We start from the raw sequence: 17,856 nt of genomic DNA, 5'->3' as shown, positions 1-17,856 counted from the left end.
ACCGACAACGCCACACCGACGACGAGAGGGTCCCATGGCCGACGAAACGAGCCAGGCCGACACCGGTGTGCGGCCGGCGCACACGCACGTCAAGATCTTGGTGACCGACCTGGACGGCACCCTGCTCGGCGGTGACGAGGACGAGCGGCGACGGTTACGCCAGGCACTGCACCAACACCCGGAAATCACCGTCGTCTTCGCGACGGGACGCGGCCTGCCCTCCGTCCGGACGCTGCTGGATCGCGACCCCCTCGTCCCGTCACCACGGTGGATCATCGCGGACGTCGGGGCGAGCGTCGTCGACGCCACCGACATGAGCCACGTCGATGTCCTGGAAGCCCAGCTCCGGGCGGGCTGGCCGGGACACGACCACGTCCGCACGGCCCTGTCCGGTCACTTCCCACAGCTCGGCTACCAGGAGGAAGTGGCACAGGACGGCCGCTGCTCCTACTACCTGTCCCCGCAACACCTCACCGAGCGCCTCAAGTCAGCCGTCGAGGAACTGGGTTGCTCGTGGTCGTACTCCGAAGATCGCTTCTTCGACGTCCTGCCGCCCCAGGCAGGCAAGGGACCGGCCGTCCAGCAACTCGCCCGCAAACTCCAGTGGCCCGCATCCAGGATCCTCGTGGCCGGCGACTCGCTCAACGACCTGTCGATGTTCCGCCTCGGCACCCACGGAGTGATCGTCGGCAACGCCGAACCGGGCCTGTCCGCCCAAGCACCCACGAACGCCCGCGTCCACCGAACCTCCAGGCACGGAGCCTCCGGGGTCCTCGCCGCCCTGGAACGCCTGGGGTGGTTACGGACCCCCTCGCCGGTGGTCATCGCCTACCACCGCCCACCCGTGCAGTGGTCCCGCGGCCGGTGGCACCGCCCCCTGAGCCCCAACGGAATCCTGCCGGCCCTGACTTCCGCACTCACCGACGAAAGCGCCCCTGCCTCCGCTACGGTCTGGGCCGCCGCCCTTGTCCACGACCGCCCGGCCAGTGTCCCGGAACCTCCTGCCGGTCTCCCCATGGCGCTGCTGACGGTTCCGTTCCAACGGTGGGCGGGGTACTTCCACGGTGCCTGCAAGGAAACCCTGTGGCCTGCGCTGATGTCCCAGCCGCAGCTGATCCGGCACACGGCACCCCAGTGGGCCGCCTATGAGGCGTTCAACGAGGCCTTCGCCCAACACATCAGCGCGCACGCGCAACACGGCGGGACGGTCTGGCTGCACGACTACAACCTCTGGCTGGTCCCCGGCATCCTTCGATCCCAACGACCCGACCTGCGCACCGGCCTGTTCCACCACACGCCCTTCCCCGCCCCCGATACCTTCCGCCAGCTCCCCGTGGCCGAACAACTACGTGACTCCTTGAGAAAGTTGGACTGGGTCGGCTTCCACACAGCCACCGCCGCCCGCAACTTCCAGAACCTCCTCTCCGAAGACCCCGATCGCGCCGACCACTACGACCGCTCCGAGCAGGCGGACCGCGCCGACCACCTTCCGCGCATCGGCGTCCACCCCCTGGGAATCGACCGCCGGGCCGTCGCCGCCATAGCCCGCTCGCGCCCGCCGCACACTCCCGCTCCCGACGACGGCTCCGTGCTCGTCCTGTCCGTCGAACGCCTCGACTACGCCAAGGCCCCGGTCCAGAAGATCTGCGCCCTCGCCGCACTCCTCGAACAGTCTCCTGAGCTACGTGGGCGCCTCCGCTTCCGCCTGATCTGCCCACCGCCCGAACCGGGCATCCACGCCTACGACACCACACGCGACGCGCTCGAAGCGGCCATCGGCAGACTGAACTCCCGCTGGGGTACCGAAGGTTGGTCACCCGTCGACTACCGTCCCCAGTCCCTGCCCTTCCCCGAGGTCGTCGACCACTATCTGGCAGCCGACGTGTTCTGGGTGACGTCTCTCGCCGACGGTATGAACCTCACCGCCCAGGAATACATCGCCGCCAAGTCGGCCACCGGCCTCGCCGGCACCCTCGTCCTGTCCGGCCAGGCAGGAGCCGCCGAACACTTCGGCACGGCCGCACTCCTGACCGACCCACACAGTCCCCAGGACCTCGTCGACACCCTCCGCCAGGCCCTTGACATGCCCCCGGCCCAAAGACAGACCCACATCGCCCGCCTCGCCGCCCTCCTCACCACCCCGTCCCCCGCCGACTGGGCCCGGACCATCATCGCCGCCATACAGCAGGCAGGCGGCCCACAGCAGGACGCCCTCGGATAACCGATCGGATCGGTGGCCGTCACGTGAACCAGGCGCCCTCAGGCTTCGCTCCGTCCTCGCGGCCTCGGCTGGTCCTTTGCCGGTACGCAGGCCGAGGCGAGGAGGGCGGCGGCGAAGTAGGCAAGGGCGCCGATGGCCATACTGAGGCGCAGTCCGTTCCCGTAGTCGGTCGCCGTGGCGAGGAACGTGCCGCCGAGGGCGACTCCTGCGGCACTGCCGATCTGGCGAGTGGTGTTGAACAGCGCGGACGCGGTGCCCGCGTAGCCGGTGGGCGCGGCCGCCATCACCGCCGAGGTGGAACCGGTCAGGGCGAAGGAGGTACCGAATCCGGCAGCCATCATCGGGGCCACCAGCAAGGGATAGGCGGGGTGGGGACCGGCTGCCGTCCAGCCGGCCAGACCCGCCGCGGCCAGCAGCATGCCGGAGACGACAAGGGGTCGGTGACCGGTGCGGCGGGCCAGGCGGCCGGACAGGGCGGAGGCGAACGTGGTCATCGCCACCGCCGGCAACAGGGCCACTCCGGTCGCCAGAGCGCTGTAGCCGCGCTGTCGTTGAAAATCGAGACTGGCGGTGAACACCATGCCGTAGAAAGCGAAGTTGAACAGCAGACCGATGGCTGCTCCACCTCCCATCGGACGCGAGCGCAGCAGGCGTGGTGGCAGCACCGGCAGGCGTGCCAGACACTCGCGTGCCACGAAGGCGGCTGCGCACAGCGCCGAAAGTCCCGCCATGGCGAGGACGGCAGGGTCGAGCCAGCCGCGTCTGCCTGCTTCGTTGAGGGCGGCGGTCAGCAACGCCACCATCGCCGCGACGGCGCACTGGGCCGGCCAGTCCAGGGGCCGGGCGGCGTGCCTGGGCGACCGGCCGACGCACCGTAGGGTCAGCGCCAGACAGGCGGCGCCAACAGGCAGGTTGATGAGGAAGACCCAGCGCCAGCCCAGCGTGGTGACCAGAAGCCCGCCGAGCAGCGGCCCGGCGGATGCCGCGATGCCGGCCATGGATCCCCACAGGCCGAAGGCCCGCGAGCGTGCGTCCGGTGCGGGGTATGCCTGTTGGAGCAGGGCCAGGGAACCGGGCACGATCAGCGCCGCGCCGCCGCCCTCCACCAACCGGGCGGCAACGAGGAAGGCCGCGTCCTGCGCCAGTGCGCAGGCAAGTGAGGCCAGGGTGAAGACCGCCACGCCCCAGCAGAAGACCCGTCGGCTGCCCAGTCGGTCGCCCAGAGCGCCGCCGGTCAGCAGAAGCCCCGCGAAGACCAGGGTGTACCCATCGGTGATCCATTGGATCCCGGTGAGGGACGTGCCCAACTTCCGGCCCACCACCGGCACGGCCACGTTGATGATCGTCACGTCCAGGATCACCATGAAGTACCCGGCGCACACCGCCAGCAGCGGGCCTCGGGACCGCCACCAGCCTCCCGGGGTTCCGGGGGTCGGGTTTCCGTCGACAGTTTTCGTTTCCGCCATGTTCCTGGTCCTCGAGGGCGAAGTCCTGGCAGTGCTCAGTCTGGACCGCCCCGTCTCGTACGGCGTGCAGGAGGAGCAGGAGTCCGGATGGCACGGCGGACTATTTCGCTGTCACGGAATTGACGTTAGGCGGCGGGGGGAACGGCACGAAGAGGATTCTGGACGATTCAACCGGTTGGGCAGAATTTCAGCTCTCCGGTGGACCCGGACCGTCCCCCGATGGGGCTTCGTAAGGACCGACGTACGACTCTCGTAGCGTCCTGAACTGCACTGCTTCTGCCACGATCCGACCGATTCCCACTCCCCCGCTCAATCAACTATCTGACCGATACCCCCTGATCGCGGGAGCGCATTACCGTCGAAATTCCCGACGGCCAAGAAGACGACGAGGAAGACAACAAAGAAGGAGTGCAGTGCTATGTCGACAACGGTCAAGCGTGTGGTGGTCGGCGTGGACGGTTCGCCCGCCAGCGTCGCCGCGCTCCGGCAGGGTGCCCAGGAAGCCACTCGCCACAAGGCGCTGCTGTGTCCGATACATGCCTGGGCGCCCCCGGGCGGCGAGGCGGCGGACGCCGTCTACCCGGCGCCGGCGGACGTGCGCGCGCACTGGGAGCGTGATGCCGACGGCCGACTGGCACGGGCCTGTCAGGAGGCGTTCGGAACCGTTGGGAACGGGGCACGGATGCAGCCCAGGACCGTCCGTGCACCGGCCGGAATGGCCCTGGTGGCATATGCGGCCCGGGACACCGACGTACTGGTGGTGGGCGAGAACAGGCACGGCCCCGTGCACCGGTTGCTGCACGGCTCGGTCAGCCGCTACTGCCTCCGGCACGCGCACTGCCCGGTGCTCCTGGTGCACTCCACCGACGACGAGACGTGAGCGGCCGTGTGTCCGGCCCTGTCCCATCGGACGTTGGTCCCTGCTGGCGCAAGGCGCCCGAGCGGGGAGCGAAGCGATCCGCCTGCCGATCCCGAGGGTGCGATGTACGCGATCAGCCAGCAGCACCGGCACCTCGGCGGCGGCCTGCCGACCGGCGGCGGACTTGCCCGCCGTGCGCCCACGGACGGTGTGGTGCTCTCCCGCCGGGCATGGGCGCCCTTTCTGCCCTGGGCACTGTTGGTGGTGCTGGTGTCCGTCGATGTGGCGCTCCCGGCCTGGGTGGTCATCGCTCCCGCGTTGGCGGCGGTGCCCGCACTGGCCGCGGCGGTGGGACGTCGGGCGTCGTACCCGGTGGAGCTTGGCGTGGTCTCCGCCGCCGCCAGCTTCATCGACGCCTCCCACAACGACGGGATCTTCGTCGTCGGCCATCTGGCCACGCTGGATGCGGTCGCGCTGACCACGATCATCGGCTGTGCCACCGTGTGGGCGCGGGCGCGCGAGGAGCGGGAGCTGGCGCAGGTCCGCGTCACCGCCGAGGTGGCCCAGCAGGTCCTGCTGCGGCCGCCGCCCCAACGACTGGGACCGGCAAGGATCGCGGTGGACTACTCGGCCGCGGCGGCCTGCGCGCGCATCGGCGGGGACCTGTACGACGTGGCGCTGACCCGGTGGGGTGTGCGGGCGCTGATCGGTGACGTGCGCGGCAAGGGCCTGCCGGCGGTGTCCACCGCGTCCGTGGTGCTGGGCGCCTTCCGTGAGGCGGCCTACGACGAGCGCTGCCCGTCGGCGCTCGTCCGCCGTATCGCCTTCTCCCTGGACCGCGGCCTTCCGCCGGACACGGAGGAGTTCGTCACGCTGGCCGTGCTGTGCCTGCCGTCGTCGCCGAACGATGGGTCGGCCGACCTCCAGGTGGTCAACTGCGGTCACCCGGCTCCCCTGCTGCTCCGGGCGGGCCAGGCACCGGAGGCGTTGGATCCCCCGGAACCGGTGCCGCCACTGGGCGTGCTGTCGCCGGAGGACGTGCGCCCGCCTGTGCTGCACCATCCGGTACGGCGCGGCGACGCGGTGCTGCTCTACACCGACGGCATCACTGAGGCCCGCGACGCCGCCAGACGGTTCTACGGGCTGCGGCAACGCCTGGCCGCACTGCAGACGGGCGCCCCGGATCAGTTGCTGGCCCGCCTCCATGCGGATGTCCGGGCGCATACAGGAGGCGCGCTCGACGACGATGCCGCGGCGCTGTTGCTGCGTTACGAGCCGTGAGCCGGTCGGCCGTGCCTGCGTGACCGGGGGCGGCTGTTCGCTACTGTCGCAGCATGCACCGTCGCAGCAGCGACCGCCCGCGTGGTCGCCTGGTTCCACTGCCGACGCCGTGGCCCCGGGGTACGGCCGGCGACATGGCGGCGGAAGCCTCTCGGAATGTGGCCTGGGTCCGCCTGCTCATGCTGGTGCCACTGGTGCCGGCCGGGCTGCAGGCAGGCCGTTCCATCGCGGCGCTCCCTTTCGGCCTGCTGGCCGTCGGCTACGCGCTGTGGGCCGGGGCCCGTCTGCTGTGGGTGTACCGGCGGCCGGTCACCGACGTGCGCGGCGCGGCGGCCGCGCTGATTGTCGACCTCACGCTGATCACCGCCCTGGCAGCGGTGTCCGGTGGCCGGAACTCGGCTGTGCGCTACGCCTACTTCATGTGGCCGATGGCCACGGTCCTGTGGCAGCTTCCCCTGGTGACCGCGGTGTTCGGCCTCATCTGTGTGGTGGGGTACACCGTGCTGTCGGTTCCGGGACCGCCGTCGCAGTACACCGACTGGACCTGGTCGGTACTGTCGGACGAGACGTACCTGCTGTGGACCGTGCTGGCGTCCATCGTCATCGCCAAGCTGCTGAGGCGGCGCACCAATCGGGTCCATGAACTGCTCCGCGCCCGTGAAATGCTGCTGGAGGACGCGCTCCAGGCAGAGAGCCGCGAGCGGGGCGACCTCGCGGACGCGCTGCACGACGGGCCGGTGCAGACCCTGACGGTTGCGGTACAGGATCTGGACGAGGTGGCCGAACGGGGCGACGGCGATGTACTCACACCGGTCCGTTCACAGCTGCGCGGAACCATCGGGGAGATCCGGGGCATCATCGTCGATCTGCACCCGCAGGTCCTGTCCACGAAGGGCCTGGGGCCCGCGCTCAAAGCCATGGGCCAACGATGTGCCCAGCGCGGCGGCTTCAGTGTGGACTACGACATCCAGGCACCCGAGCCCGTCGCCCACCGGGAACTCCTCTATTCCGTGGCACGGGAGCTGCTGACCAACGTCGTCAAACACGCACGGGCCACCGAGGTCTCCGTGCGCCTGCGCACCACAGAGGAGGGTGGGACGGTGCTCTCGGTGCGCGACGACGGCCAGGGATTCGACCCGGCGCTGGTTCAACAGCGCCTGCGCGAGGGGCATATCGGTCTGGCGAGTCACTGTGCGCGGGTGGAGAGCGCGGGTGGGCAGTGGCAGGTGGAGAGTTCGCCGGGTGGCCCGACCACGGTCGAGGTGCGCCTGCCCGCCTGAGCGATCGGGGCGGCGTGCCGTCGCCCGCGCGGATCGCTCGTGCGGATCGCTGTATTGCTCGTGCGAGCGGGCGTTTACGGGGCGGGGTGGGTTGCCGCCGGCTCGGGTTCCCCATCGGGTACCACCAACACCGGGCCGGCCGCGTGCCGCAGGCAGTACCGGCCCACCGAGCCGCTGACCAGGCGGCTGAGCGGGCCCCGTGAGCCACCGCCGATGACCAGCAGGTCGCCCTCCCGGTCTGCGGCCCGCACCAGCAGGGGGCCCGGCAGACCGCGGGCCACCAAGGGAGCACAGGCCCCACAGTCGCGCTGATCGTCGAGGACGCTGTCACAGATGCAGGTCAGACGGTGCCTGGCCGCGCTGGCGAGTTCGCGCTCCATGTCGGCGTCCGGGGGCCAGAGCATGTCGACGTAGTCGCCCTGCGGTGAGGAGTAGATCATCACCGGGCACAGTTGTGCCCGGTGGCGGCGTGCCTCGTCGGCGGCCCGCCGCAGGGCGCGGGAGCTCCCGGCCGAGCCGTTGATGCCGACCACCACACGCCGCACCGAAGTCATCGTGTTCACCGTCAGCACTCCTTCCTCGTCCCTCGCGAGTCCTCTGCTCGCCGCATTCCACGATAGGAACGGCCCGCCACCGTGCGGATCGGCCGAGTGGGCCATCGGACGGTCGACGCCTCCTCCCCCGTCCAGCCTTTGTGATCAACATGGCTGGCGGTTACGTTGTGTCTCGAGCGCTTGTTTCCGGTTTCCGCACCTGACGGGAGTGGATGCCATGGAGACCGATTCCGGTACGCCGGTGACCGTGGTGATCGCCGACGACCACCCCGTCTATCTCCAGGGTCTTGCCCGGGGCTTCCAACTCAGCGGGAAGGTCGACGTGTTGGCCGAGTGCACGGACGGCGAGTCGGCTCTCCAGGCCATCCGCGACGCGGGCCCTCAGGTCGCCGTGCTGGACTACCGGCTGCCGCGGATGGACGGCATCGCGATCATCCACGCCATGACCCGGGACGGGCTGCCGACCCGGGCGCTGCTGCTGACCGCCACCACGGACAGCGCGGTCGTGTACCAGGCGGTGGAGGAGGGAGCGTACGGCTATCTCGCCAAGGACGCGCCGCGCTCGCGGATCGTGGATGCGGTGGTGAAGATCGCCCGGGGTGGTCATGTGATCTCGGAGGACGTGTCCGGGGGCCTGGCGGAAGAGATCAGGATGCGCGCGGACCATGACGCGCCGGTGCTCTCCGAGCGCGAGCGGCAGGTGTTGCGCGGTTTCGCCGAGGGCAAGAGCATCCCGCAGTTGGCCGCGGAACTGTATCTGGGGGCGAGCACCGTCAAGACCCACACCCAGCGGCTGTACGAGAAACTGGGCGTCTCCGACCGGGCGGCCGCCGTGGCCGAGGCGATGCGGCGACATCTGCTCGAGTGACCGCCCCTCGTGGGGGGCCATCCGCCCCGGCCGATCCGGGCCGCTCCGGCGTCGGGATGAGCGCGCGGACCGACGCCCTTACGGTGAAATCATGGCCCGAGTCAGGCAGCCCGCCTTTCGGGCGGCCAGCGTGCTGCCACAGGTGCGGGGAACGACGGTGTCGCGGTATGCGGCCGCGACGGTGTCGCCGTATGTGAGCGCCATGTTCGTCGAGCGACGCCAGTCGGATTCCGAACGGCAATGAGTCATGGCCGGCAAGGCGCCTCCCAGGTGGTGCCACGGCTGTGCTCGTACCGTGGTGATCCGTTCGCGTGCTCGCGCGGCCTCGGACGCGGTCACCACACTGCTGCGCCCCGAGGGACGGCCCCGGTATGCCGACGGCGTCGCCGCCGGGGTGGCGTTGGCCGGCCCGCTCGTGGTGGGTGCCTGGGCCGGCCATGCGGCCACGGGCGCGTCCGTGGCCATGCCCGCGGTACTGGTGGCGATGCCCTTCCCGGCCGGCGCCGGCCGCGCGGAGCGGGCCCGCTGCCTGGCGGTTCGTACGGTGGGCGTGACCGTGGCCGGGATCTATGTGGCCCTGGCGGGCAGCGGCGTGGCGGCCCTGGCGCCCGGGGTGGCGATGGCGGCCTTCGTCGGCGCGCTGGTGCCCCGGATGGGGACCACCGCCGCCTTGGCCTTGCTGCTGGTGGGCATCACCGGTAACCGTGGGCATCCTGTGCTGCTGCCGGGGCTGCCCCAGCTGGTGGGGTGTCTGTGGACGACCGCCCTGCTGCTGCCACTGCTGCCCGAGGCGGTCCGCAGCGACGCTCCCGGCCAGGCGCATACGGTCGGTCCATCGACCGTCGCCGTCCGCCATGCCGGCCGCCTGGCGCTGCTCAGCGGGGCTGCCACGGTGGCCACCGGCTGGCAGGGCTCGCTGTGGGGCGAGGGTCACTGGCTGGTGACCTCGCTGTTGCTGACGCTGCAACCCACCCCCGAGGGCACCCGCACCAAGTCCGAGAAGCGGGTGCTGGGCAACAGCCTGGGCGGGGTCGTCGCCGCCCTACTGCTGCTGGCCCGCCCAGGCGCGTACGCGGTGGCGGCGATCGTCGGCATCTCCGGCGCGGCGGCCTACGCCTTCCGACCCGCCAACTACGCCTACTGGGCCCTGGCCTCGCCGGTGCTGCTCCTGCTGCTGAGCGACTTCGACAGGCCGGTGCCCTGGTACGCGGCGGTGGTGCGGGTGGCGCTCAACCTGCTGGGCGGTCTGCTGGCCGTACTGGCGCATCGCTGGCTGTGGCCCGCCGCGCGCCGTGCCGGATGACCGGCATGGCCCGCGGCGGCCCGCAGCCCACGGCCGGTGGCCTGGTCGGCCCGGTGCGAACCGGGCGGCGGACCGCTGCCTCCACCGATCAGCGGACTGCCTGGCCGCCGCTCTCCTCTCTTTGGTCCCCCTCCGGACCCACCACACGACCGACACCCAAACGCTGTCCGTTTTGTACTGTTGACAGGGCAGGCCGGTCGACAAACGGAATCCCCCCTTGATCCCAGGTGAGGAGCTTGTTGCCATGGATCGCACATCCGCCGTGCTGCACCGCGCCCTTTCGTCCCTGCGACTGGCGGCCCAGCACATCGACGAACGGACCGCCGCCCCATCGCAGGACTGCAACTGCCTGCGGGCCGCAGCCATGATCTGGACCGACGAGCTGGTCGCACTCAGCGGCATGAGTGCGCAGATCGCGGTGGCTCACCCGCGGGGCGTGCAGCTCATCCACCACGTGTTCCGACCCGACAACAGTCCACAACGACTGGCCACCGGTGACGTACTGCCGCACGACTCCGCGGCCGCGCGAGTGCTGGCCGCACCGCACGACGGGCGCTGTGCGTTCGTACGCCAACCGAACTCGCACATCGCCGAGTTGGCCACCGTCGTACCCTGTCCGGAGGCACCGGAGTGCGCCGCCGCACTGAGCGTCACCGGGCCGGACGACCTCCTGGACCCGGCCGCTCCCGGGTCCGTCCGCTACCGCCTGCTGCTGTGCCAGACCGCGGCATCGATCCGATCGAGCCTGGTCGCCGGAACGCCCACCCGGGCCTGAGCGCGCCGGCGGGCGTCAGTCTCCGGTGCCCTGCCCGCGTTCCTGCCGCCGTTCGAGGCGGGCCCGAGCGGCGTCATGGGCATCGCGCAGCAGCTGCCCGACCATGTCCGTCGTCCTCTCACCAGGACTGACGACACAGACCCAGCCGAGTTCGCCGTACACCGGGTGCGGCAGCACGGTGTCGGTGCTCGCGTGGTCGCGGTGGCGGGCGAGGTGGCGCGGCTGTTCCCCGGTGAGTTGCGCGAACGTCGTGCGGTCGACATGGATGCTGACCCGCCAGCGGCCCGGAGCGTCCAGGTCGGACGCGTCGTCGCCCGGGTAGTTCTTGGTGACGATCGTCCCGTAGGGCTGGACGTTCTGCGGGACCTGCCCGTCGGGTGCGTAGTAGAAGAACGCGTCTCCCCACACCAGCTCCGGGAAGACGCCTCCCGGCTCGGGGACGACCACGAGTGCACCGTCGAAGCCTCGCACGGTCGCGATGATCTGTTCCATACTCATGGTTCAAGCATCACCTTAAAGTGCTTATGTGGGGTTGGCGTTGGACGAGCAGACGAACGGTCCGCCGCGGGCACCGCTCCGCACGATGGATGTCGCCGGCGCGTCGGGGTACTCGCTGCAACAGGTTCGCGACCTGGAGCGCCTGGGTGTGATCCCCCCGGCCACCCGGTCGAGCAACGGTTACCGGGCCTACGCGCCCCATCATGTACAAGCCCTTCGCGCCTATCGAGGACTCGCACGCGCCGTCGGCCCGGTCGCGGCCAGGCAGCTGCTGACGGAGTTGCGAACCGCGACGATCGCGGAGGCGGCTTCGGCGGTCGGCACGCTGCATGTCCGGCTCGCCCAGGAACGCGACGAGGCTCTGCGCGCCCAGCAGGCACTGCGGGCGATCCAGGCAGAGGACCCCGCGCCCACGTTCCGGTCAGCGAGCAGTGCGGGGAGCGCCGCGAAGAGTGCCGCGGAGCGCGACACCATGACGATCACGGAGCTCGCCGGTGCGCTCGGTGTGCGTCCCTCGACCCTGCGATTCTGGGAGCAGGAGGGCCTGGTCGCTCCCGAGCGAGTGACATCCCTGCGAGCGCGCCGCTACGGACTTTCCGACATCAGGGCGGCCCGTATCGTCGCGGCGCTGCGCAACGCCGGCTACGGCATTCCCGCGGTGCGCGAGATCATCGACAGCCTGCCCGGGCCCGACGGCCTGGAGGAGACCGAACGCATCCTGCAACAACGTCTGGACCAGATCGCCCTGCGGACCGTGGCACTGCTCGAAGCGGGCACGGATCTGGCGGCCGTCGTCAAGTCCACCCAACACCCGTGGATGGCTGGATAGTTGGAGCCGACCACCGCCCCACCTCCTCCTCGGTCTCCCGACAGCTGAGGAGGGCCCGCGTTCAGCCGCGGAAGGCTTTGCGGAGGTGCTCGGCGAACTCGGCGGGGTGCGTGGTCGTGCCGGTGTGCCCGCCCGGGAAGTGCAGCAGCGGTGTGCCGAGGCGCTCGGCCAGGGCAGCGGCCGTGCGGTACGGCAGCTCGTCGTGCGAGTCCTGACCGCCGGCGACCACGAGGCGTTCCGACAGCGTCCGCAGCCGGTCGACGTCCGGGGAGTAGGGCATGAAGCGGGGCACGATGCGGCTGACGAAGAACGGCAGGTTGGCCATCGTCTGCTCGGCCCGTGCCGCCGCCTGCGGCGGAAGTTCGAGCTCTGCCTCCGGCTCCGGTTCGGCGGTGTCCGCGTCCTTTTTCTTCATCCCTGCGGCGAACACGGCCATCGCCGGCATGAGCCCCTCGGCACGGAACGTCTCCTGCACGCGAACGATGAGCGCGCGGTGTTCGGCAGCGTCCGGCAGGACCTCCACCAGTGGCGGCTCGTGTGCAATGAGGCGCTCGACGCGTTCGGGGTGGGCGGTGAGCAGATGGAGGGCGGTGATCGCGCCCGAGCTGGCGCCGAACACGCGGGCGGGCTCGTCGGGCGACAGCAGTTCCAACATCCGCGACGCGTCGTCGGCGTGCTCGGCCACGCACTGCTCGGCATCGGGATCGTCCAGTGTGCTGCGGGACATGCCGCGCGGGTCGTAGGTCGCGACGGTGTATTCGGCGGCCAGGTCGTCGACGATGCCGTCGAAGGCGGCGGCGCCACCCGCCCCTCCGGGTATCAGGAGCAACAGCGGTCCGTGGCCGCGCACTTGGTAGTGCAGGGTCGCGCCGTAAACGGGCAGGCCACCGATGGTCGGGGCAGTCATGAGGGCTCTCCTTCTCGGGACGGGGGCCAGTGCTCCAGGAGGTTGTGCAGGGCGTCGAGGGCACGGACCCAGGACTGCTGGGGCGTACGCTCGTGTGCGAATCCGCCGACGGCCTCCAGGGCGACGAACCCGTGGAAGGTGCTGCGCAGCAGCCGGACCGCGTCGGTCAGGTCGGGTTCGGCCAGTCCGTAGCTGCGCAGCATGCCGTAGGTCAGCTCGATCGCGCGCCGCGGTCCGGGTGCCTGTGCGACCAGCTCGGGGTCGATCTGGATCGGTGTCTGCGTCGCGGTGTAGCGGCCCGGGTGCTCGTGGGCGTACTCCCGCCAGGCATCGGCGAACGCGACCAGCGCGTCCTTGCCTGCCCGTCCGGCGGTTGCCTCCGCGATACGGATGGTCTTCTCGTCCGCCGCCAGCAGGGCGATCCGTCCGCGCAGGTCCGCCAGATTCCGCACGTGCGCATAGAGGCTCGCGTCCTTCACACCGAGCCGCCGCGCCACCTGCGACATGGTCACCTGGTCGAGCCCGACCTCGTCCGCCAGTTCGGCGCCCGCGATCGTCACCCGCTCCGCCGTCAGCCCGGCCCGCGCCATACGTCCTCCCGCAATCTCCTAGGGATCCTAGTTATAACCTAGGAGTCCTAGGAACGCCAGGCATTTGCGGGTCCCGGGCTGGGCCCCCGGCCTGCCGGTGCAGGGCACCGCGTTGCGCCCCCCGGCCGGGCCGGGGGTCGGGCATGTTCGGGGGCTTGTTCAGAGGGGACGGGTGAAGGTGACGCGGTCGAGGGAGGGGCCGTCGTAGTTGGGGATCGGGGTGGAGTCGGTGAAGCCCATGGCGTTGTGAAAGGCGATGGAACTGGCGTTCTGCGGGGAGGTGATGGCCTTGACGACGGTGCGGCCGTCGGCGCGGGCCGTTTCGAAGAAGCGTTGGTAGAGGTGGCGGCCGAGGCCGGAACGGCGCCAGGCGGGGGCGACGCCGGTGAAGTGGATGTACGCCTCGTCGGACTTGGACGGTGAGAGGAAGCCGATGACGAAGCCGGCCAGTCGGCCGTCGCGCTCGGCGATCAGGCTGGTTGCGAAGAAGTGGTCGACGAAGACGCGCGTCAGGTCGCGGGAGGCGGGACGGCCCCACCACTCGTCGACGACTTCGACGATGGCGTCGAAGTCCTCGGGCTTCGCGCGACGGGTTGTGAAGGGCCGCAGTATGTCGTCGTGGGACTGTGCACCGAGCTTCCCGCGGAACACGACACGGTGCTGGCCGGGGCCGTCGTAGTCGCGATGGACGGGCACACCGTCGGACTCGTGGTCGCCGGGGTCCAACTCGAATCCCATGGCCCGGTGGAAGGCGATGGAGCCGGCGTTCTTCGGTGAGGTGATGGCACGCACCTCGGTGCGGCCGGCCGCTGCGGCGCGTTCGAGGAAGAGCGTGTAGAGCCTGCGGGCGATGCCCTGTTGGCGCAGTCGCGGGTCGACGCCGACGAAGTGGATGTACGCCTGATGGTTGTCGTCGGCAGAGTGGAAGCCGACCAGGAACGCGCGGATGCCGGTCTCGTCCTCCAGGACCAGGCTGGTCGCGGCGAAGTGCTGGAGGAACAGCCGCGGCAGCAGAAGCGACAGCTCCCGTGCCTGTTCGGGGGTGCGGGAGTCGCCCCACCACTGCTGGACACACTCCACGAGAGTGGGGTAATCGGCCGTGCGGGCCCGGCGTATGTGGCGCATGCCTTGCCTTTCGTTGGTTCGGTCACTGCAGTGTGCCTCCGGTCAGCGGTGTGCCGGCACGCCGGTGACTATCACGCCGATCTCATCGGCCGCTTCGGGGCGTTGCCGGCCATGACGCAGATCCACCATCCCGACGTGGCAGGCACCCTGCCGGCCGTGGGCGAGCGGCGCTGGGTGCTGCACACCCGGCCGTCCCCGGACGGAAGCCTGTCCGCGGAGCACTGCACGGAAGCGGTGCACACGGCGGTCGGAGCGGCCGACATACCGGTGGAGATCCTCAGCGTGCTGCCATGGCGCGGAACCCTACGGATGGCAGAACGTTTCCGGTCCGGGCGGGCTTTCCTGGTCGGTGACGCCGCACGGGCCGTGACACCTCTGGGAGCGTTCGGTCTGAACACCGGGATGGCCGACGCCCGCAACCTGGCCTGGAAGTTGGCCATGGTGCGGGCCGGCCAGGCAGGCGACCGCCTGCTCGACAGCTACCACGAAGAGCGCCACGCGGTCGCCGAACTGGTCTCGCGTCAGGCGTTGTTGCGCTGGGAGAATCCTCGGCCGCACTGGGACCCGCCGGCCGCGGACGCGCGCCGGCCCGGTCGCGGACGTCCCGTCGACGGAGGACGTCGCGGCGAGCCTGGACGGAGCGTCGGGGTCGCGCGTTCCGCACCGTTGGCTGAACGGCTCGGAGGTATCCACCCTGGACCTCAACGCCTCCCGCTTCGCGGTACTGGCCGGACCGCGGGGGAAGACTGGTGCGAAGCGCGGCACGGAAGGTGGGCGGCTCGCCCAGCATCGATCTGCGTAAGGCACACCTCGACGGCTTCATTGACTGGCGCTCCCGGACGGGCGGCGACCCCACCGCTCTGGACGAGGTCCTGACCTCGATCACGGGCACGGAGCATGCGTAGAAGCTCGGCCAAGATCAACATATAGCGTACCGGGGGGCTTGCGGCAAGGCCCCCGTCATACCGCAGAATCGCCGACCGAAGCCGAAACGCAAGGGCATGGGAGTCGGGATATGCGTGTGTTGTTGTTGGCGTACGGGTCGCGTGGGGACGTCGAGCCCATGGTGGGCCTCGCGGTGAGTTTGCGATCACTCGGCGCCGAGGTGCAGATGTGCGCGCCGCCCGACTTCGGGGAGTTGCTGGACGGCTTCGGCCTCCCGTTGGTGCCGCTCGGCCAGTCGGTGCGCGAGATGGCGACCAAGGCGATGACCGGGACGACGAAGCCGGCGCCGGGGGTTGGCATTTCCGAACGCGCGGCCCAGATGGTCACCGCTACGTACGAGCAGATCGCCACGGTGGCCGAGGGATGCGACGCCGTGGTGGCGACCGGTTTGATCCCCGCGGCGGCCGCCGCACGGTCGGCGGCCGAGAAACTCGGCATCCCCTACGTGTTCGTGGCCTACTTCCCCACCTACCTGCCCTCGCCGCACCACCCGCCGCTCGTGTGGCCGGGCCGGCCGCTCCCGCCGGACGTGACGGACAACCAGGTGCTGTGGGACCTGAACACGGAGAACATGAACGCCCTCTTCGGCGCGGCGGTCAACACCCACCGCACATCGATCGGCCTGCCCCCGGTGGACAACGTCCGCGACCACATCTTCACGGACCGACCGTGGTTGGCGGCGGACCCCAACCTGGCCCCCTGGCTGCAGCCTTCGGACCTCGACGTGGTGCAGACCGGTGCCTGGATCCGCCTGGACGAACGCCCGCTCCCGGCCGACCTGGAGGCGTTCCTCGGCGCCGGCACACCACCGGTGTACGTGGGTTTCGGCAGCATGCCCATACGCGATGCGCAGGACGTCGCCCGAGCGGCCATCGAAGCAATCCGCACACAGGGCCGCCGCGCACTCGTCTCCCGAGGCTGGGCCGATCTGGCGCTGACCGATGGAGGGGACGACTGCTTCGTCGTCGGCGAGGTCAACCAGCAGGCACTGTTCCGCCGAGTGGCCGCCGTCGTGCACCACGGCGGCGCAGGCACCACGACGACGGCCGCCCGGGCCGGCGCGCCCCAGGTGGTCGTCCCGCAGTTGGCGGACCAGCCTTACTGGGCAGCCCGGGTGGCCGAGCTGGGCATCGGCGCGGCGCACGACGGCCCCACCCCGACCTTCGAGTCCCTGTCGGCCGCCCTCAAGACGGTCCTGTCCCCACAGACCCGCGCACAGGCGAAGCACATGGCGGGCCTGATCCGTACCGACGGGGCGACGGTGGCCGCGAACCTGCTGCGCGACACGGTGGACCGAGAAAGGCAGCCGGTCTCCCGGTGAACCACATATGACCCCCGAGCCCGGCGCGCGGCCCCGCGCCGGGCTGCACCGTTCACATCCGCATGCGCGAAGTCAGCGGCGCACTCGGATACCTACGGAAAAACCGGCTGACGACCCTTTTCCCATGCCCCGCCCTATTCCGGCGGTGCGGGCCGGGCAGGCCGCTCCGGAAGGTTCGTCTTCGTCGCGTTATAAATGCCGAGAGCGGTCGAGGTCAGGTATCGCTGCGAGGCAGCAGTCCCCGACTCGCCCTGTTCGGGAGATTCCAGCGCCAGCCGGGGACTGCAGAAGTGCCTTGTGCCGGCGATATACCCCGAGTACACAGTCCAGCAGGCACTCACGACCCATGGGGACGACGACCAAGCCCGGGCCGCGAGCCAACTCTAAGGGGCCACTGCATGCCCGGCAGGCAAGGACACGCATATGCCTGCAGCATTGCATCCGCAGCTTTTCCGCTTACCGTGCGGCGATCGGAGCGGGCGGACACCCGTAATGCCGTGAGTGCAGAACGGGAAATCCCAGAGCCCTTATAAATAAGATCGATAGTATTAACCGACTCGGACGGCGTCCGGGCAGGAATTTTCCCGACAATCGTGGAATCCGGCGAGTCACTCCATGGTTAAACGATAGACCCACTAATCTTTCGCACCGCAGGGAGTCGATCAATCGCCGATCGCATCCGCCTCAATCTACGGAGATGAAATGCGCAAGCTTCACAAGGCTGCCGTCATGCTCGCCGCCCTCGGGACCCTCGGCGCCCTCGGTGCCGGCACCGCCCACGCCAGGATGGGCGGACATGGCGGCAGTCAGTCCGGCATCAGCGAGGGAAACCAGTGTCGGTCGCACGACTTGAACGTCGACGTCCTCGGTGAGGTCGGGATCGCCAACGGCCTGCTGGGCGACGCGCTCGGCGGCGAGGGTTCCCCGGGCGCCCAGAGCACCACGATGGGCTCGGACATGGGCTGCAACGACTCCTTCGGTTCCGGCAAGGCCGGCCACGACGAGAAGTAGGTCGACCGAGTCTGCAGGAGCGC

Annotated in this window: 17 protein-coding genes and 2 pseudogenes; 12 read left to right on the top strand and 7 right to left on the bottom strand. The window is 70.2% G+C overall.

Annotated features, from left to right (window positions below):
* The first annotated feature begins 34 nt into the window (after positions 1-34).
* On the top strand, positions 35-2,221 hold the full coding sequence (locus K2224_RS33355; RefSeq protein ID WP_221910887.1) for an HAD-IIB family hydrolase: 2,187 nt from the start codon (positions 35-37) through the stop codon (positions 2,219-2,221).
* 38 nt (positions 2,222-2,259) lie between these two features.
* On the opposite strand, the gene K2224_RS33350 is transcribed toward K2224_RS33355, so the two are convergent.
* Entirely contained in the window at positions 2,260-3,687 is a 1,428-nt protein-coding gene (locus K2224_RS33350) for an MFS transporter (RefSeq protein ID WP_221910886.1), read from the bottom strand.
* A 418-nt stretch (positions 3,688-4,105) separates the two neighbouring features.
* On the opposite strand from K2224_RS33350, the gene K2224_RS33345 reads away from it, so the two are divergent.
* From K2224_RS33345 to K2224_RS33335, 3 genes are all read left to right on the top strand, one after another.
* Positions 4,106-4,567, top strand: a complete 462-nt coding sequence (locus tag K2224_RS33345; protein WP_221910885.1) for a universal stress protein — start codon at positions 4,106-4,108, stop codon at positions 4,565-4,567.
* Between the two features lie 102 nt (positions 4,568-4,669).
* Complete coding sequence (locus K2224_RS33340) at positions 4,670-5,827, top strand: PP2C family protein-serine/threonine phosphatase (RefSeq protein WP_221910884.1); 1,158 nt, start codon at positions 4,670-4,672, stop codon at positions 5,825-5,827.
* Between the two features lie 134 nt (positions 5,828-5,961).
* Complete coding sequence (locus K2224_RS33335; protein ID WP_221910883.1) at positions 5,962-7,107, top strand: sensor histidine kinase; 1,146 nt, start codon at positions 5,962-5,964, stop codon at positions 7,105-7,107.
* Positions 7,108-7,181: 74 nt separating this feature from the next.
* Here the strand turns inward: K2224_RS33335 and K2224_RS33330 are convergent, their stop codons facing one another.
* Positions 7,182-7,661, bottom strand: coding sequence for a universal stress protein (locus K2224_RS33330; RefSeq protein ID WP_260693903.1), 480 nt, complete (start codon positions 7,659-7,661; stop codon positions 7,182-7,184).
* A 217-nt stretch (positions 7,662-7,878) separates the two neighbouring features.
* Here K2224_RS33330 and K2224_RS33325 point away from each other — a divergent pair, with 217 nt between their 5' ends.
* The 3 genes from K2224_RS33325 (at position 7,879) to K2224_RS33315 (ending at position 10,607) form a co-directional block, all read left to right on the top strand.
* On the top strand, positions 7,879-8,529 hold the full coding sequence (locus tag K2224_RS33325) for a response regulator transcription factor (RefSeq protein WP_221910881.1): 651 nt from the start codon (positions 7,879-7,881) through the stop codon (positions 8,527-8,529).
* A gap of 295 nt (positions 8,530-8,824) precedes the next feature.
* Complete coding sequence (locus K2224_RS33320) at positions 8,825-9,832, top strand: FUSC family protein (RefSeq protein WP_221910880.1); 1,008 nt, start codon at positions 8,825-8,827, stop codon at positions 9,830-9,832.
* Between the two features lie 244 nt (positions 9,833-10,076).
* Positions 10,077-10,607, top strand: a complete 531-nt coding sequence (locus K2224_RS33315) for an IclR family transcriptional regulator (RefSeq protein ID WP_221910879.1) — start codon at positions 10,077-10,079, stop codon at positions 10,605-10,607.
* A 15-nt stretch (positions 10,608-10,622) separates the two neighbouring features.
* On the opposite strand, the gene K2224_RS33310 is transcribed toward K2224_RS33315, so the two are convergent.
* Positions 10,623-11,099, bottom strand: a complete 477-nt coding sequence (locus K2224_RS33310; RefSeq protein ID WP_221912117.1) for a DUF6194 family protein — start codon at positions 11,097-11,099, stop codon at positions 10,623-10,625.
* A gap of 91 nt (positions 11,100-11,190) precedes the next feature.
* Here K2224_RS33310 and K2224_RS33305 point away from each other — a divergent pair, with 91 nt between their 5' ends.
* The gene (locus K2224_RS33305) at positions 11,191-11,934 is read left to right on the top strand and encodes a MerR family transcriptional regulator (RefSeq protein ID WP_221912116.1); all 744 of its coding nucleotides are present in this window, start codon (positions 11,191-11,193) and stop codon (positions 11,932-11,934) included.
* 61 nt (positions 11,935-11,995) lie between these two features.
* Here the strand turns inward: K2224_RS33305 and K2224_RS33300 are convergent, their stop codons facing one another.
* The 4 genes and pseudogenes from K2224_RS33300 to K2224_RS41020 form a co-directional block, all read right to left on the bottom strand.
* A complete protein-coding gene (locus K2224_RS33300) occupies positions 11,996-12,841 on the bottom strand; it encodes an alpha/beta fold hydrolase (RefSeq protein ID WP_221910878.1) in 846 nt (281 codons plus the stop codon).
* Positions 12,838-13,431, bottom strand: a complete 594-nt coding sequence (locus tag K2224_RS33295) for a TetR/AcrR family transcriptional regulator (RefSeq protein ID WP_221910877.1) — start codon at positions 13,429-13,431, stop codon at positions 12,838-12,840. Before K2224_RS33295 ends, K2224_RS33300 begins: the two co-directional genes overlap by 4 nt.
* A 159-nt stretch (positions 13,432-13,590) precedes the next feature.
* On the bottom strand, positions 13,591-14,082 hold the full coding sequence (locus K2224_RS41025; protein ID WP_313904835.1) for a GNAT family N-acetyltransferase: 492 nt from the start codon (positions 14,080-14,082) through the stop codon (positions 13,591-13,593).
* Positions 14,062-14,559, bottom strand: a pseudogene (locus K2224_RS41020) (GNAT family N-acetyltransferase); the annotation flags it as partial. The gene K2224_RS41025 and the pseudogene K2224_RS41020, both read right to left, overlap by 21 nt.
* 108 nt (positions 14,560-14,667) lie before the next feature.
* Between K2224_RS41020 and K2224_RS41015 the strand changes: the two are divergent.
* The 4 genes and pseudogenes from K2224_RS41015 to K2224_RS33275 form a co-directional block, all read left to right on the top strand.
* Positions 14,668-15,021, top strand: a pseudogene (locus tag K2224_RS41015) (FAD-dependent monooxygenase); the annotation flags it as partial.
* A gap of 284 nt (positions 15,022-15,305) precedes the next feature.
* A complete protein-coding gene (locus K2224_RS41010) occupies positions 15,306-15,461 on the top strand; it encodes a hypothetical protein (protein ID WP_260693941.1) in 156 nt (51 codons plus the stop codon).
* 110 nt (positions 15,462-15,571) lie between these two features.
* On the top strand, positions 15,572-16,822 hold the full coding sequence (locus K2224_RS33280) for a glycosyltransferase (protein ID WP_221910875.1): 1,251 nt from the start codon (positions 15,572-15,574) through the stop codon (positions 16,820-16,822).
* Positions 16,823-17,524: 702 nt separating this feature from the next.
* Positions 17,525-17,833, top strand: a complete 309-nt coding sequence (locus tag K2224_RS33275) for a hypothetical protein (RefSeq protein ID WP_221910874.1) — start codon at positions 17,525-17,527, stop codon at positions 17,831-17,833.
* The last annotated feature ends 23 nt before the right edge of the window (positions 17,834-17,856 follow it).

The organism is Streptomyces sp. BHT-5-2, from assembly GCF_019774615.1.
GTDB lineage: Bacteria > Actinomycetota > Actinomycetes > Streptomycetales > Streptomycetaceae > Streptomyces.
This window is presented reverse-complemented; position numbering and strand designations above follow the sequence as displayed.